The sequence below is a fragment of the Streptomyces sp. Ag109_O5-10 genome, from assembly GCF_900105755.1.
Classification (GTDB): domain Bacteria; phylum Actinomycetota; class Actinomycetes; order Streptomycetales; family Streptomycetaceae; genus Streptomyces.
On record NZ_FNTQ01000001.1, the window covers coordinates 8,314,535 to 8,329,288 of the forward strand.

The following is a 14,754-nucleotide window of genomic DNA, read 5'->3' on the forward strand; positions in this document are numbered from 1 at the left end:
CAGCCTGAACTTGCATGCGCGCATGATTACTTGAGTAACCGCGGCCAGGACCACGGACGACGTCACGCGCCCCGTGCGACCGTTGCCCAGTCCTGCCCGCCCGGCCGCTCCGCTCCGCCCGTTCTGCCTGCTCAGCCTGCTCCGCCCGCTCTCCGCCGCGCCCGTCTTACGGAAGGCAGCCATCGTGTCCCCCCACGCGACCACCCCCCGCGACCTGTTAGACGTAGACGCTCCCGACCGTGCGCACTGGATCGAACTGCCCTCGCACCGCTCCAGCGTCAGAGTCGCCCGTCGCTCCGTGAGAGCCCGGCTCACCGGATGGGGACTCTCCCGCGAGGTGTGCGAGGACGCGGTGCTGCTGGTGTCCGAGCTGGTCACCAACGCCGTCATCCACACGCTGAGCGTGCGGATCCTGTGCGGGATGGGGCTCGTCAGCGACGGATGCGTGCGGCTGGAGGTCCACGACCACGACTACTCCGGCCGCAGCCTGCCCCGGCGCGACCCGGGCCCCGACGACGAGGGCGGCAGGGGGCTGCTGCTCGTCGAGCAACTCGCCGACTCCTGGGGCGTCGACCGGTCGAGGCTCACCAGCGGCCACGCGGTGTGGGCGACGCTGACGGTCTGAGCGGGGGAGGCCAACCAGGCTGTCGCGGGCCGGAGTTGCCGATTTCGTGCGGGTGTACCGGCCCGCATATGATCTTGGCCGTGATTGTGCAGAACACTGACAGAACGCCTTCCCGTAAGCAGCGACTTCAGGAGAAGCAGCGCCGCCAGCTGGCGGTGGTCGACACCGTGGACAAGGCCGAGGTGAAGGTCCGCAAGGCGGAAGCGGAACTGGCCGTCGCCGTCGCCGAGGCGGTCCACGTCTTCGGCGACGAGCGCGCCGCCTCCGAGGGGCTCGACATGCCCGTGAAGGCCGTGCGCCGCTTCGTCGGCATCGCGGCGCTGGAGACCGCTGTCGCGGGGGCGGACGGCGCCGACGGCTGACGCGGCCCGAGGGTCCGTGCCCACGCGCCGCCGGTGAGGACTCCCGCCGGCGCGGCACGGATCCGGCCACGACCACCGCCCGCGGGGTCCCTCCTCCCCGGCCGATGCCGGTGCCCGCACGGGGCGCCGCCGACCGGGGGGCCGCCGTTCGGGTGATTCGCGCGCTCCTCTTCCGGGCGCGAAACCAAGGGAACGCGGGCCTGACGGCTCATGTGGGGCACTCGCTCAAGCCCATGGGACAAGTGGCAGGTACTGCTCTTATCCGGACAAACTGAATCCGCCGGTTCGTGATCAGGAACATCCCGTTCTCCAGGAGATCGCATGGTGGAACAGTCCTCCGAGGTCGTTTCGGAGCCGGATGAATCTGCCGTCGTCCTGACCGGAACCGGCCCCAGGGGGCGGAGACCGAGCGGCGACTCGCGCAGGCACTGGCCGACCTCCTCGACGCCGAGACCGTCCCGGTCGACGGCCACTTCTTCACCGACCTCGGTGCGAACTCCCTGGTCATGGCCCAGTTCTGCGCACGAATACGCAAGGCCGCCGACCTGCCCTCGCCGTCCATGCGGGACATCTACCGGTACCCCACGATCCGGAGCCTGGCGGCGGCACTCGGCGAGACCGCCCCCGCCCCCGCCGATCCGGTGCCCGCCCCGCAGCCGCCCGAACCGTCGCCGCCACCGGGCCGGCGCCCCGCCCGGTGGAACCATCTGGTCTGCGGAACCCTCCAGTTGCTCGTCTTCCTGGGCTACTCCCTGCTCTCCGGATACGTCACCGCCACGGGATACGAGTGGATCGCCACCGGCAAGGGACTGACCGACGTCTATGTGCGGTCGGTGCTCTTCGGAGGCGGCGCGTTCGTGGCGCTGTGCGCCTTCCCCATCGTCGCGAAATGGCTGCTCGTCGGCCGCTGGCGCCCCCGCGAGTTCCCCGTCTGGGGCCTGACCTATCTGCGGTTCTGGCTCGTCAAGGCGCTGCTGCACGCGAACCCGATGGTCTTCCTCACCGGGACCCCGCTGTACGTGCTCTACCTGCGGGCCCTGGGCGCCCGCATCGGCAAGGGCGTCACGATCCTCTCCCACTCCGTGCCCGTCTGCACCGACCTGCTGACCGTCGGCGCGGGCACGGTGATTCGCAAGGACTCCTTCTTCCTCGGCTACCGGGCGCACGCCGGGCACATCCAGACCGGCCGCATCACCCTCGGCACGAACGCCTTCGTCGGCGAGAAGACCGTCCTGGACATCGACACCTCCGTCGGCGACGGCGCCCAGCTCGGCCACTCCTCCGCCCTGCACCGGGGCCAGGCGGTCCCGGACGGCGAACGCTGGCACGGATCCCCCGCGGAACCCACCAGGACCGACTACATCCGGATCGCCCCGGCCGACTGCGGCACCCTGCGCCGCGCCTGGTTCGGCCTCGGCACACTGCTTCAGCTGCTCTTCCTGTACATCCCGCTGGCCGTCGGCGGCGCCTACATGCTGTTCACCGAAGTACCGCTGATCGGCGAGCGGCTCGACTCGTCCACCGCCGCGCTCGGCTGGTCGGAACTGCTCCCCGACGCGCTGCTGGTCTCCGCCGTACTGTTCTTCGGGTTCCTCGTCCTCGGACTCGCGGCCCTGTGTACCCTGCCGCGCCTGGTGGGCCTCCTGGTCAAGCCCGACAAGGTGTACCCGCTCTACGGGTTCCACTACGCGCTGCAGCGGACCACGGCCCGCATGACGAACGTCAGGTTCTTCGCCTGGCTCTTCGGCGACAGCTCCTACATCGTGGGCTACCTCCGCGGGATCGGATACGACCTGTCGCGGGTCGAGCAGACCGGGTCGAACTTCGGCACCGAGGTGCAGCACGAGACACCCCTGCTGGTCAGCGTCGGCAGCGGGACGATGGTGGCCGACGGCCTCTCCGTCCTGAACGCCGACTTCTCCAGCACGTCCTTCCGGCTCTCCCGGGCGTCGATCGGCGCGCACAACTTCCTGGGCAACAACATCGCCTACCCGTCGGGCGCCAGGACCGGCGAGAACTGCCTGCTCGCGACCAAGGTGATGGTGCCCATCGACGGCGAGATCCGGGAAGGCGTCGGGCTGCTCGGCTCACCCTGCTTCGAGATCCCCCGCTCGGTGGACCGCGACGCGAGCTTCGACCATCTCCGGACCGGCGAGACGTTCCGCCGCCGGCTGGCCGCGAAGAACCGCTACAACCTCCGCTCGATGGCACTGATGCTGTTCGTGCGCTGGCTGCACACCTTCGCGCTCACCCTCTTCGGCCTCGCCTCCGTGGACCTGTACGGCGTGGTCGGACAGGTGGTCATAGCAGGCTACTTCGCGCTCACGCTCGCCTTCTCCGCCGCCTACTTCGTCCTGGTGGAGCGCTGCCTCGCCTCGTTCCGCGCGCTGCGCCCCCGGCTGTGCTCCATCTACGACCCGTACTTCTGGTGGCACGAACGGCTGTGGAAGGTCCCGGACCACTTCCTCAACATCTTCAACGGAACCCCGTTCAAGAGCCTGGTCTGGCGGCTGCTGGGAGTGCGCATCGGCCGCAGGGTGTTCGACGACGGCTGCTACCTGACCGAGCGGACCCTCGCCACCATCGGCGACGACTGCACCCTCAACGCCGGCAGCAAGATCCAGTGCCACTCGCAGGAGGACGGCACCTTCAAGTCCGACGTCACCACGATCGGCGCCGGCTGCACGCTGGGCGTCTCCGCGCATGTGCACTACGGCGTGACCATGGGCGACGGCGCGGTGCTCGCACCCGACTCCTTCCTCATGAAGGGCGAGGAAGTCCCCCCGAACGCCCGGTGGGGCGGCAATCCCGCGGTGGACATGCCGGACGGCGGCAGCCGGTCCGCAGGCGTCGCCCGGGCCACGACAGCAGCCGACGCCGCCACGGCGACCGTGAGCTGAGGAAGGTCATTCGATGGGAACGCGCGTGGAGACGGACCGGGAGTTCTGGACCCGGACACTGACCGCCGGCGGTGCCACCGCCGTGCCCCGCTGGGTCCGGGAACCGGCGCCGGGAACGGCCGGACACCGGACACCGGTGCCGGACGACGTGACGCGGGCGGTGCGCCAGGCGGCGGTCCTGCGGGGCCTGCCGGCCGACGTGCTGCTGCTGGCCGCCCACCTCAAGGTGCTGGCCGCGCTCTCCGGCGAGCCGGACGTGGTCACGGGCCTGGTCACCGACGCCGGCGGCGAGCCGCTGCCCTGCCGGGTGTCCGTCCCTCCGGGGAACTGGTCCGACCTGCTCACGGCCGCCGCCCACGCCGAGACCGAGGTCTCGGCCCACCGGGACCACCCGGTGGCGAAGCTGCGAGGCGAACTCGGCCTGACCGAGCCCCCGTACGAAATCGCCTGGGGCCGATTCGGAGTCCAGGCGGCCCACGCCGACGGGTGTGTCCTGGACGTGCGCTGGTCCGACCGGGACGGCCGGCTGACGCTGCACGTGCGGTACCGCACCGACGTCCTGGACGCCGAGGCCGCCGCCCGCATCGGCGGCTACCACCTCACCGCGCTGCGGCTGCTCACCGCGGACCCCGATGCCGACCACACCCGGCAGAGCCTGCTCTCCGCAGAGGAACGCTACGAGCAGCTGGAAGGCCTGGCCGGGCCGCACCGCCCCCTGCCGGACGCCCGCGCGCACGAACTGTTCGAACAGCGGGTGCGGGCGCACCCGCAGGCCGTGGCGGCCGTGCACGGCACGCGGGAGTGGACGTACGACGAACTCAACCGCCGCGCCAACCGGCTGGCCCGCGCCCTGCTGGCCCGGGGCCTGGGCCGGGAGGACGTGGTCGCCGTCGTCTCCGAGCGCACCCTCGACTGGCTGGCGGCGGTGCTGGCGGTGTTCAAGGCGGGCGGCGTGTACCTGCCGATCGAACCGCATTTCCCGGCCGGCCGCATCGAGGCCACCCTGTCCCGGGCCGGATGCCGGCTCGCCCTGGCCGAGCCCGGCAGCACCGCCACCCTGGACGGGGCGCTGGCCGGACTGCCGGACGTCGAGAAGCTGCCGTTCGACACGGCGTACGCCGAACCGCACGCCGACGACGACCCCCGGATCGGCGTCGACGCCGGTCAACTCGCCTACATCTACTTCACCTCCGGCTCCACCGGCGAGCCCAAGGGCGCGATGTGCGAGCACGCGGGCATGCTCAACCACCTCCACGCCAAGATCGACGACCTGGAGATCGGCGCCGGGACGGTGGTCGCGCAGACCGCCCCGCAGTGCTTCGACATCTCCCTGTGGCAGCTCCTCGCCCCGTTGCTGACGGGCGGGCGGACCCTGCTGGTCGAGCAGGACGCCATCACGGACGTGGCCCGGTTCACCGACACCCTGGAACGCGGCCGGGTCGGCGTGGCCCAACTCGTGCCGTCGTACCTGGAAGTCGTGGTCTCCTACCTGGAGCAGCACCCGCGCACCCTGCCGGACCTGCGGTACGTGTCGGTGACCGGCGAGGCGCTGAAACGCGAACTGGTCCAGCGCTGGCTGGCGGTCCAGCCGGGCATCGGCCTGCTCAACGCCTACGGCCTGACCGAGACGTCCGACGACACCAACCACGAACTCCTGACGGAGGTGCCCGACCGGGTGCTGCTCGGGCGGCCCGTCAACAACGTCCGCGTCCACGTCGTCGACGAGCACCTGGCACCGGTACCGCTGGGCGCCCCCGGACTCATCGCCTTCTCCGGCGTCTGCGTGGGCCGCGGATACGTCAACGACCCCGAGCGCACCCGGGAGGCGTACCGCACCGACCCGTACCGGCCGGGCGAACGCCTCTACCTGGGCGGCGACTGGGGGCGCTGGCACCCCGGCGGCAAGCTGGAGTTCCTCGGCCGCCGGGACAGCCAGGTCAAGATCCGCGGGTTCCGGATCGAGATCGGCGAGATCGAGAACTGCCTGCTGCGGGTGGCCGGCGTACGGGACGGCGCGGTGGTCGTCGCCGAGCGGACCGGCGGCGGCAAGCAGCTCATCGCCTTCTACTCCGGCGACCGGCAGGACCCGCAGGCCGTGCGCGAGGCGCTCGGCGCGACACTGCCCGCCTACATGGTGCCCTCGGCCTTCCACCGGCAGGACAGCCTGCCGCTGACCGCCAACGGCAAGATCGACAAGAAGGCCCTCACCAGGCTGGCCGAAGCCGCCCCCGTCGGCGAGGCACAGCGGGCGGCCGGCGAGCCGCACCGGGCCGGCGCGGCTGAACTCGGCGCGACCGAGCGGAGAGTGGCCACCGCCTGGGCCGAACTGCTGGGGGTGCCGGTGGACCAGATCGGCCGCACCGACCACTTCTTCGACTCCGGCGGCACTTCCCTGACGGCGGTCAGACTCAGCCTCGCCCTCGACCGCGCGGTGTCCCTGAAGGACATCACCCGGCACCCGGTCCTCGCCGACCTCGCCGCCCTCCTCGACGGCCCGGCCCGGCAGCGCCCGGAGCTGCTGCTGACCCTGGCGGAGGGGAGCGGCACCCCCGGGAGCGCCCTGGTCTGCTTCCCGTACGCGGGCGGCAACGCGGTCAACTACCAGCCGATGGCGGGCGCGCTCGCGGGCAGCGGCCTCGCGGTCCTCGCCGTGGACCTGCCCGGCCACAACCTGGCCGAACCCCCCGAGCCGTTCGCGTCCGTCGAGGAGGTGGCCGAGCAGGTCGCCGCCGAGATCACGGCACGCGGTCTGACCCGGGTCCTGCTCTGGGGCCACTCCTCGGGGACCGCACCGGCCGTCGAGACGGCCAGGAGGCTCCAGCGGCGGGGCGTACCCGTGGAACGGCTCTTCCTTGCCGCGCACCTGCTCGGCACCGCCGCCGAACGGCGCACCGCCGCCACCGAGCTGGCACACCTGAGCGACGCCGACATCGCGGGCCGCCTGGCCGCGGACGGCGGCCACCCCGAACTCGCCGAGCTGAACCCGCGGCACGCCGCCCACATCGCCGCCGCCTACCGGCACGACTGCGCCGCGGCCCACCGCTACTTCGGCGCGGCCCTGGAAGCCCCGCCGTCCGCCAAGCTGTCCGCCCCGGTCTCGGTGGTCGTCGCCGCCGACGACCCGCACACCGCCGGCCACGACCGGCTGCACCGGGACTGGCAGCTCCTTGCCGACCGCGTCGAGTTGCACGAACTCGCCGACGGCGGCCACCACTTCCTGCGCACTCGCCCCACCGAGGCCGCGCAGGCCGTCCTGACCACCGTCCTCCCCCTCGCCTCCTCCTGACCCGTCACACCCCAGGCGGGCGACCGAAAGGAACCGAGATGCCGTTCTCCTCCCTGGCATCACCGCTCGACGTGGAGCTGCGGCCGGACAAGCCGGCCCTGCTGTGCGTCGATCCCCCCGACGACCCCCCGAAGTGGGCGGCCGAGCACCGCGAGGCGCTGCGCGCCCAGGTCACCGAGCACGGGGCCCTGGTCGTCCGCGGCCTCGGACTGCGCGACACCGCCCAGGTCGGTGCCGTCTTCGGACAGCTGGCCGGGGAGCTCATGACGGAGCGGGAGGCCTTCGCTCCCCGTGAAGCCCACCTGCCCGGCGTGTACGCGTCCACGCCCTGGCCGGCCAACCAGCCCATGTGCATGCACCACGAGCTGAGTTACCAGCTCCAGGTGCCCGGACTGATGCTGTTCGCCTGCCGTACCGCGCCCGAGGAGGGCGGGGCGACGGCGGTGGCCGACGCCGAAGAGGTGCTGCAAGCGCTGCCCGCCGGGCTCGTCGAACGGTTCGAGCGGGAGGGCTGGATCCTGACCCGCACCTACAACGACGAGATCGGCGCCGGCCTCGCGGAGTCGTTCGGCACCGCCGACCGCGCCGGGATCGAGCGCTACTGCCGGGCCAACGCCATCGACTTCACCTGGCAGCCCGACGGCACCCTGCGCACCGAACAGCGCCGCAACGCCGTCGTCCGGCACCCGGTCACCGGCCGCCGCTGCTGGTTCAACCAGATCGCCTTCCTCAACGAGTGGACCCTCGCCCCCGAGGTCCGCGAGTACCTGGTGGACGTCTACGGGGCCGACGGGCTGCCGTTCAACACCCGCCACGGCGACGGCAGTCCGGTCGGCGAGGACGTCGTCCGGCTGATCAACAGCACCTACGAGGCACACACCCGGCGCGAGCCCTGGCACCAGGGTGACCTGCTGCTCGTGGACAACATCCGCACCGCGCACAGCAGAGAGGCCTTCACCGGTGAGCGGCAGGTGCTCGTCGGCATGGGCGAACCCGTTCGGCCGGCCGAGGACTGCCCGGCCGTGGAGGCGAGCGAGCGATGACCGACGTACTGTCCACGGCCGCCCGGGCGGCCCGGCCCGGGCGCGGATCCGCGCCGACCTTCGCGGTGATCACCGGTGAGCGGGTGCAACGCGCCCTGAGCGGCCGCGAGAAGGAACTCGTGGAGCTGGTCGAGACCGTCTACCGGCTGCACGACGCCGGGGACTCGGTCAACCCGCCGTCGTACTTCCTGCGCTTCGAGGACCGGCCGACCTCGCGGATCATCGCGCTGCCCGCCTCCCTCGGCGGGACGGTCCAGGTGGACGGCCTGAAGTGGATCTCCAGCTTCCCGGAGAACGTGGGCTCCGGGCTGCCACGGGCCTCCGCGGTGCTGATCCTCAACGACCACGACACCGGCTACCCGTTCGCCTGCCTGGAGAGCTCGATCATCAGCGCCACCAGGACCGCGGCCTCCGCCGCCCTGGCCGCCGACTGGCTCAGCCGCAACCGCACCCGCCCCCGCCGGGTCGGCTTCTTCGGCACCGGCCTGATCGCCCGCTACATCCACACCTTCCTGGCCGGCAGCGGCTGGGACTTCGACGAGATCGGCGTGCACGACCTGTCCGCCGACAGCGCCGGAGGCTTCCGCGGCTACCTGGAACAGACCGGCACCGGCGCGCGGATCACCGTCCACGACAGCGCCGAGGACCTGGTCCGCGGCAGCGACCTGGTGGTCTTCGCCACCATCGCGGGACAGCCCCACGTCACGGACCCGGCCTGGTTCACCCACAACCCGCTGGTCCTGCACGTGTCCCTGCGCGACCTCGCCCCCGAGGTCCTCATGGGCGCGGCCAACTTCGTCGACGACGTCGACCACTGCCTGAAGGCCGACACGTCACCCCACCTGGTCGAACAGCTCACCGGGAACCGTGACTTCCTCAACGGAACCCTCGGCGACGTCATGGCCGGCCGGGCCGCCCCGCCGCCCGACCGCCCGGTGATCTTCTCGCCCTTCGGACTCGGCGTCCTCGACCTCGCCGTCGGCAAGTACGTCTACGACGAGGTGTCCCGGGCCGGGGACCTCAGTCTCATCGATGACTTCTTCCACGAACTGCGCCGCTACGGCTGAGGCCGTCGTCCTCGGCCCGGCACCAGGAGGCCCGCCGTGCCTGTCATCTCCGCTCCCTACGCCTTCAACGAGGGCGACCTCTACGTCGACCTGGAGTCGATCTGCGGACACCCGCTCTACCTGAAGTGCGAGGCCTTCAACTTCGCCGGATCCATCAAACTGAAGGCCGCCAACGAGATGGTGGAGAACGCCGAGCGGGACGGAATCCTGAAAGCGGACTCCGTCCTGGTCGAGTCCTCCTCCGGCAACCTCGGCGTCGCGCTCAGCATGATCGCCGCGAGCAAGGGTTACCGGTTCCTGTGCGTGACGGACTCCCGTTGCAACCTGTCGACCAGGCTCCTGATGGAGGCGCTCGGCAGCGAGGTGCACATCGTGGCCGACCAGGACTCCAACGGCGGGTTCCTGGGCACCCGGATCGAGTACGTCCGCTCGCTGTGCAAGTCGGACGACCGGTACGTGTGGCTCAGCCAGTACACCAACGTGGGCAACTGGACGGCGCACTACCGCACCACCGGCCCGGAGATAGCCCGCCGGTTCCCGGAACTCGACGTGCTGTTCGTCGGGGCCGGCACCACCGGAACCCTGATGGGCTGCGCCCGTTACTTCCGCGAGTGGCACCGGCCGGTGCGGATCGTCGCGGTGGACGCGGCCGGTTCGGTGGCGTTCGGCGGCGAGCCGGGCCGCCGGATGATCCCGGGCCTCGGCATGAGCATGCGCCCGCCGCTGCTCGACGAGTCCTTCGTCGACGAGGTGATCCAGGTGGAGGAGCCGGACACCATCCGGATGTGCCACCGCCTGGCCCGGCACGGCTTCCTCTTCGGAGGCTCCACCGGGACCGTGGTCAGCGGCGCGACCGACTGGCTGACCCGGCACGACGCCCGCGACCTCACCGCGGTCGCCATCGCACCGGACCTCGGCGAGCGCTACCTCGACACCATCTACCAGACCAACTGGCTGCACGACCTCTACGGCGACCAGGTGCTGGCCACCGAGGACGGCGACCTGGTGCCCCGCACCGCGGACGACAACCAGGTGCTCGACGCCAGGGGCACCGCGCCGACGAAGCCGCTGCCCCGGGAGCCCAAGTCGGCCTCCCGTGCACCGGCCCGCCGGCGCACCAGCACCTGACGGCGGAGCACGCCGGCAGCGGCCCCCCGGAGACGCCCACGCGGCGGTACCCGGGGGGCCGCCGCATGTCGGCCGGCCCGCTCAGTAGCGCACGGGCAGGGCGCGCAGCCCGCGGGTGCGCATCGTCGGACGCCACTCCAACCGGTCGGCCGGGACGTCGAGTTCGAGCCGGGGGAAGCGTGCGAGGAGCGCGCCGAGGGCGATCTCGGTCTCCAGCCGGGCCAGCGGCGCGCCCAGGCAGTAGTGGATGCCGTGGCCGAGGCCCAGGTGCCCGGTGGCGTCGCGGGCGAGGTCGAGCCGGTCGGGCTCGGGGAAGCGGCGCGGGTCGCGGTGGGCCGCCGCCAGGGACAGCAGCACCGTCTCGCCCGCCGGGACGGTGACCCCGCCGATGACGACGTCCTCGGTCGGGAAGCGGCGGATGGCGAGCGGCGCCGGCCCGTCGTAGCGGACCAGTTCCTCCACGGCCGGACCGATCCGGGCCGGATCCGCGCGCAGCGCGGCCAACTGCCCGGGGTTCTCCAGCAGGGCCAGCGTGGCGTTGCCGATCAGATGGACGGTGTTCTCGTACCCGGCGAACAGGATGAGGAAGGCCAGCGACATCAACTCGTCCTCGCTGAGCCGGTCCTCCTCGTCCCGCACGGCGATCATGGCGGAGAGCAGGTCGTCGGCGGGCTCGGCACGCTTGCGGGCGAGCAGCCCGGCGAAGAAGGCCAGCAGCGCCCCGACGGCCTCCTTCGCCCGCCCGGGGCGGGCGGGGTCCGGGACGACGAGCGCGTCGGTCCAGGACCGGAAGTCCGGCCGGTCCTCCTCGGGTACGCCCAGCAGCTCGCAGATCACGGCGACGGGCAGCGGCGCCGCGTAGGCGGCGATCAGGTCGGTACGGCCGAGGGGCGCCATCGCGTCGAGCAGCGCGCCGGCGGTCACCCGGACGGGTTCGCGCAGCAGGGCGACACGGCGGGGCGTGAACGCCCGGGACACCAGGCGCCGGACGCGGGTGTGGTCCGGCGGGTCCATGTTCAGCAGGTTGGCGTCGAGCGCGGGCGGCAGCGCGAGCCCGCGATAACCACCGGGCTTGGCGTGGGCCTTGTCGAGGGAGAGCCGCGGGTCGGCCAGGGCCTGCCGTACGTCCTCGTACCGCGTCACCAGCCAGGCCGGCAGCCCGTCGGTGCCGGCGACCCGGTGCACGGGCCCGGCCTCCCGCAGCCGGGCGTACCCGGCGTACGGGTCGGTGAGCAGCTCCGCGGGGTCAACGGCGGCCGGAGCGGGAGGTGTTGTACTGGCGTCCATGCTCCAACCCTAGACAGTGCGGGCGGGAACAGCGGCCGGTCACCCGGCGGCCGGGGTGCCGTCGGCGGCGTCGCCGGACCGCAGCAGCCGCAGGAACGCCTTGACGCCCGCGATGAGTTCCTGGTTGTCGGTGAGCCGGTTCACCGTGGACTCGAACTGCCTGCCCAGCGCCACCATCCGGCGGTCCGCCGCCTCGGCCCGTTCGTCGTGGCGCTGGGCCAACGCGTCGACGGTGCGCCGGAGGTCGGCCAGGGCCCGGTACTGTTCCGCCGCCTTCTCCTCCAGGACCCGCGACCCGGTCTCGGCGCGGTCCAGCCGGGCGTGCAGTTCGACGACGTCGTCCCGCGGATACGTGACGTCCTTGAGGAGGCTGCCCAGGCGCCTGCGGAGCTGGCCGAAGTAGGCTCCGGCCGGCCGGAAGAAGGTGCTGAGCAGGAAGAACGCGGCGAACCAGTACCCCGTGAACTCGCCCGTCGCCCAAGTGACCGCGATCAGGACCGCGGCCGTCACGAGGTGCCCCGCGACCGCCGCCCGGAGCATCGCGCGGGCGATGCGCGCGGCCTCGGCGTCCCGGGCCGCCGGGACCGTCATGCCCTTCTCCCGGCTGACCGCGATCTCCGCGAGCACCGCATGCGCCCGGAAGTACAGGTTCCAGGGCAGGGTGAGCAGGAGCAGCAGCCACAGCAGGCTCAGCACTCCCGCGCCCACGGCGAACACCACGGCGGCCGGCGCCCCCGCCACGTACGCGACGATCAACGCCGCGGCCGCCGCGACGACGGCCGCCACCGCTCCGAGAAACCTGCCCATGACCCCTGTCCCCCCGTCTCCCGCCCGCCGGTACGGCCCATCGTCCCCGCCCGGCCGCGCGGCGGCATGAGTAGCCGTACTCAGGGGAGCCCAGGCTGAGGGCCGCGGGATAGGGTGCACCGATGGAACGGATCTTGGTGGTGGGTGTCACCGGAGCGGGCAAGTCCACGCTCGCCCGGGCCCTGAGCGGTCGTCTGGGCCTGCCCTACCTCGAGATGGACGCCCTGTACTTCAACGGCCCCGGCTGGGCCGTCAACGGCGAACTGTCCGCGGACGTGGCCCGGCTCACCGCAGGGCCGCGCTGGATCATCGACTCACTCGGCTATCCGGAAGTCCGTGACCTGCTCTGGGACCGGGCCGACACCGTGGTCTGGCTGGACTACCCCAGGCGCGTCGTCATGCCCCGTGTGCTGCGCCGCTCCGTCCGGCGGACCGTCACACGCGAGGCCCTCTTCGGCGGCAACAGGGAGACCTGGTCGGGGTGGCTGAGACGGGAGCACCCGGCCTGGTGGGCCTGGTCCCAGCACGGCCCGCGAAGCCGCGAGATCGGGCGCCGGGTCGGGGATCCCCGTTTCGCCCCTCTCGACACCCACCGCTTCGCGCACCCCGACGACACGGCGGCCTGGCTGGCCGCCCTCTGAGGCCACGGCCGAGGCGTCAGCGCCCGAACTTCGCGACGGCCGCCGGGGTGACGGGGGTGAAGAAGTTGACGAGGTTGCCGTCGGGGTCGCGGAACAGCAGCGACCGGTTGCCCCACGGCATCGTGGTGGGCTCGGTGACGAAGTCGGTGACGAAGCCCTTCAGATCCCGGTGGACGCGGTCCACGTCGTCGACGAGGAACTCGGTGATCACGCTGTGGTTCGCCGCCGGGCGGGCGGAGCCCGGGGCGAACAGCGGGACGGTGCGGGTGCCGGCGATCGCGAGGGTCGCGCCGGCCGTCCTGAGCTCCGCGAAGTCCTCCGTGGCCCACGTCGCCCGAGCCCCGGTGGCTCGCTCGTAGAACTCGACGAGGCGTGCCACGTCGCCGGTGATGATGCGGATCGAGACGAAGTCCATGGGATCTCCCTTGGCTGTGCTTGAAGCCTGACACCACGCAGGCTAGGAGAAATAGTGGACAGAATCGGTCCGGTATTCGCGCTAGATTGTGTCCATGTCCCGACCCACCGGCCGTGTGCTGACCCTCCTGGAACTGCTGCAGTCGGGCGGCACCCGGACCGTGGCCGAACTCGCCGACCGGCTCGGCGTCGAAGGGCGCACCGTACGGCGGTACGTGGACCAGCTGATCGAACTCGACGTGCCCGTGGAGTCGGTGCGCGGCCGCTACGGCGGGTACCGGCTCGCCCCCGGGTACCGCCTGCCGCCGCTCATGCTCGGCGACGACGAGGCGCTGGCCGTCCTGCTCGGCCTGGTCGCCGGCCGCCGGGCCGGGCTGACGACAGAGCTCACGGCGAGCGAGACGGCGGCGGCGAAGATCCGGCGGGTGCTGCCCAGGCACCTCGCGCGCCGCCTCGACACCCTCCTGGAGGCCCTCGCCTTCACGGACCGGCCCGGCGAGTTCGACACCCCGGACGCCGGGGTCCTGCTCACCGTCGCCGACGCGGTACGCCACCGCCGGCCGGTCTCGATCCGCTACACCGACCGCGACGGACGGCGCAGCGAGCGCATCCTGCACGCGTACGGGATCGTCGCCCACGCGGGCCGTTGGTACGTTACCGGCAGGGACGCCTCGGCCGGTGCGGACCGGACCTTCCGGCTCGACCGCATCGCGGACGCGCGGACCCTGCCCGGCTCCTTCGAGGCACCCGAGGGTCCCGGTCCCGCGGAGCGCGTGCTGTCCGGGTTCGCCACGGCCGGGTACCGGCACGAGGTGACCCTGCGGATCCACGGGACGCCCGAGCAGATCCGGGCCCGGCTGCCCGCCGCCGTCGCGACCCTGGAGGAACACGAACCCGCGGCCGACCGGGACCCGGCGGCCGAGCGCTGGCTGCGGGTCGAGCTGCGGGCGGAGCGGCTCGACTGGCTGCCTCCGGTCCTCGCCGCACTGGACCGGCCGTTCGTCGTCGAGCGTCCCGGCCAACTGCGCGACCTCGTCGCCGCCCTCGCCGACCGCCTCGCGTCCTGCGCCCGTCGAACCTGACGGCGGGCGGGCGCCCGCAGCGGTCAGGACCCGCGCCGGAGACCGCCGTCCACCAGGTCCGGCCCGCCGGGTCGGCGGGACGCCGGGATCGCTCGATGGTGTCCTCCACCCA

12 protein-coding genes are annotated in these 14,754 nt (G+C 72.4%); 9 read left to right on the forward strand and 3 right to left on the reverse strand.

Annotated elements, in window-relative coordinates; translation table 11 throughout:
• Positions 1-184 precede the first annotated feature (184 nt).
• The 7 genes from BLW82_RS37895 (at position 185) to sbnA (ending at position 10,411) form a co-directional block, all read left to right on the forward strand.
• On the forward strand, positions 185-625 hold the full coding sequence (locus tag BLW82_RS37895) for an ATP-binding protein (RefSeq protein ID WP_093506281.1): 441 nt from the start codon (positions 185-187) through the stop codon (positions 623-625).
• Positions 626-705: 80 nt separating this feature from the next.
• The gene (locus tag BLW82_RS37900; RefSeq protein WP_256216086.1) at positions 706-987 is read left to right on the forward strand and encodes a hypothetical protein; all 282 of its coding nucleotides are present in this window, start codon (positions 706-708) and stop codon (positions 985-987) included.
• A gap of 428 nt (positions 988-1,415) precedes the next feature.
• Positions 1,416-3,887: a Pls/PosA family non-ribosomal peptide synthetase gene (locus BLW82_RS37905; RefSeq protein ID WP_256216255.1), complete on the forward strand. Its 2,472-nt coding sequence runs from the start codon at positions 1,416-1,418 to the stop codon at positions 3,885-3,887.
• Between the two features lie 13 nt (positions 3,888-3,900).
• A complete protein-coding gene (locus tag BLW82_RS37910) occupies positions 3,901-7,173 on the forward strand; it encodes a non-ribosomal peptide synthetase (protein ID WP_093506285.1) in 3,273 nt (1,090 codons plus the stop codon).
• A gap of 38 nt (positions 7,174-7,211) precedes the next feature.
• The gene (locus tag BLW82_RS37915; protein ID WP_093506287.1) at positions 7,212-8,216 is read left to right on the forward strand and encodes a TauD/TfdA family dioxygenase; all 1,005 of its coding nucleotides are present in this window, start codon (positions 7,212-7,214) and stop codon (positions 8,214-8,216) included.
• Positions 8,213-9,283 carry a 2,3-diaminopropionate biosynthesis protein SbnB gene (gene sbnB / locus BLW82_RS37920; RefSeq protein WP_093506289.1) on the forward strand — a complete coding sequence of 357 codons (1,071 nt, stop codon included), beginning with the start codon at positions 8,213-8,215 and terminating at the stop codon, positions 9,281-9,283. Before BLW82_RS37915 ends, sbnB begins: the two co-directional genes overlap by 4 nt.
• A gap of 36 nt (positions 9,284-9,319) precedes the next feature.
• Positions 9,320-10,411 carry a 2,3-diaminopropionate biosynthesis protein SbnA gene (gene sbnA, locus BLW82_RS37925; protein ID WP_093506291.1) on the forward strand — a complete coding sequence of 364 codons (1,092 nt, stop codon included), beginning with the start codon at positions 9,320-9,322 and terminating at the stop codon, positions 10,409-10,411.
• Positions 10,412-10,492: 81 nt separating this feature from the next.
• Here sbnA and BLW82_RS37930 read toward each other — a convergent pair whose 3' ends face one another.
• Complete coding sequence (locus tag BLW82_RS37930; RefSeq protein ID WP_093506293.1) at positions 10,493-11,698, reverse strand: cytochrome P450 family protein; 1,206 nt, start codon at positions 11,696-11,698, stop codon at positions 10,493-10,495.
• A 39-nt stretch (positions 11,699-11,737) separates the two neighbouring features.
• Positions 11,738-12,505, reverse strand: a complete 768-nt coding sequence (locus BLW82_RS37935) for a hypothetical protein (protein ID WP_093506295.1) — start codon at positions 12,503-12,505, stop codon at positions 11,738-11,740.
• A 122-nt stretch (positions 12,506-12,627) separates the two neighbouring features.
• Between BLW82_RS37935 and BLW82_RS37940 the strand changes: the two genes are divergently transcribed.
• The gene (locus BLW82_RS37940; RefSeq protein ID WP_093506297.1) at positions 12,628-13,146 is read left to right on the forward strand and encodes a P-loop NTPase family protein; all 519 of its coding nucleotides are present in this window, start codon (positions 12,628-12,630) and stop codon (positions 13,144-13,146) included.
• A 16-nt stretch (positions 13,147-13,162) separates the two neighbouring features.
• Here BLW82_RS37940 and BLW82_RS37945 read toward each other — a convergent pair whose 3' ends face one another.
• Positions 13,163-13,561, reverse strand: coding sequence for a VOC family protein (locus BLW82_RS37945; protein WP_093506299.1), 399 nt, complete (start codon positions 13,559-13,561; stop codon positions 13,163-13,165).
• A 94-nt stretch (positions 13,562-13,655) separates the two neighbouring features.
• Here BLW82_RS37945 and BLW82_RS37950 point away from each other — a divergent pair, with 94 nt between their 5' ends.
• Positions 13,656-14,642 (forward strand): helix-turn-helix transcriptional regulator, encoded by a 987-nt coding sequence (locus BLW82_RS37950; RefSeq protein WP_093506301.1) that lies wholly within the window; start codon positions 13,656-13,658, stop codon positions 14,640-14,642.
• Positions 14,643-14,754: the final 112 nt, after the last annotated feature.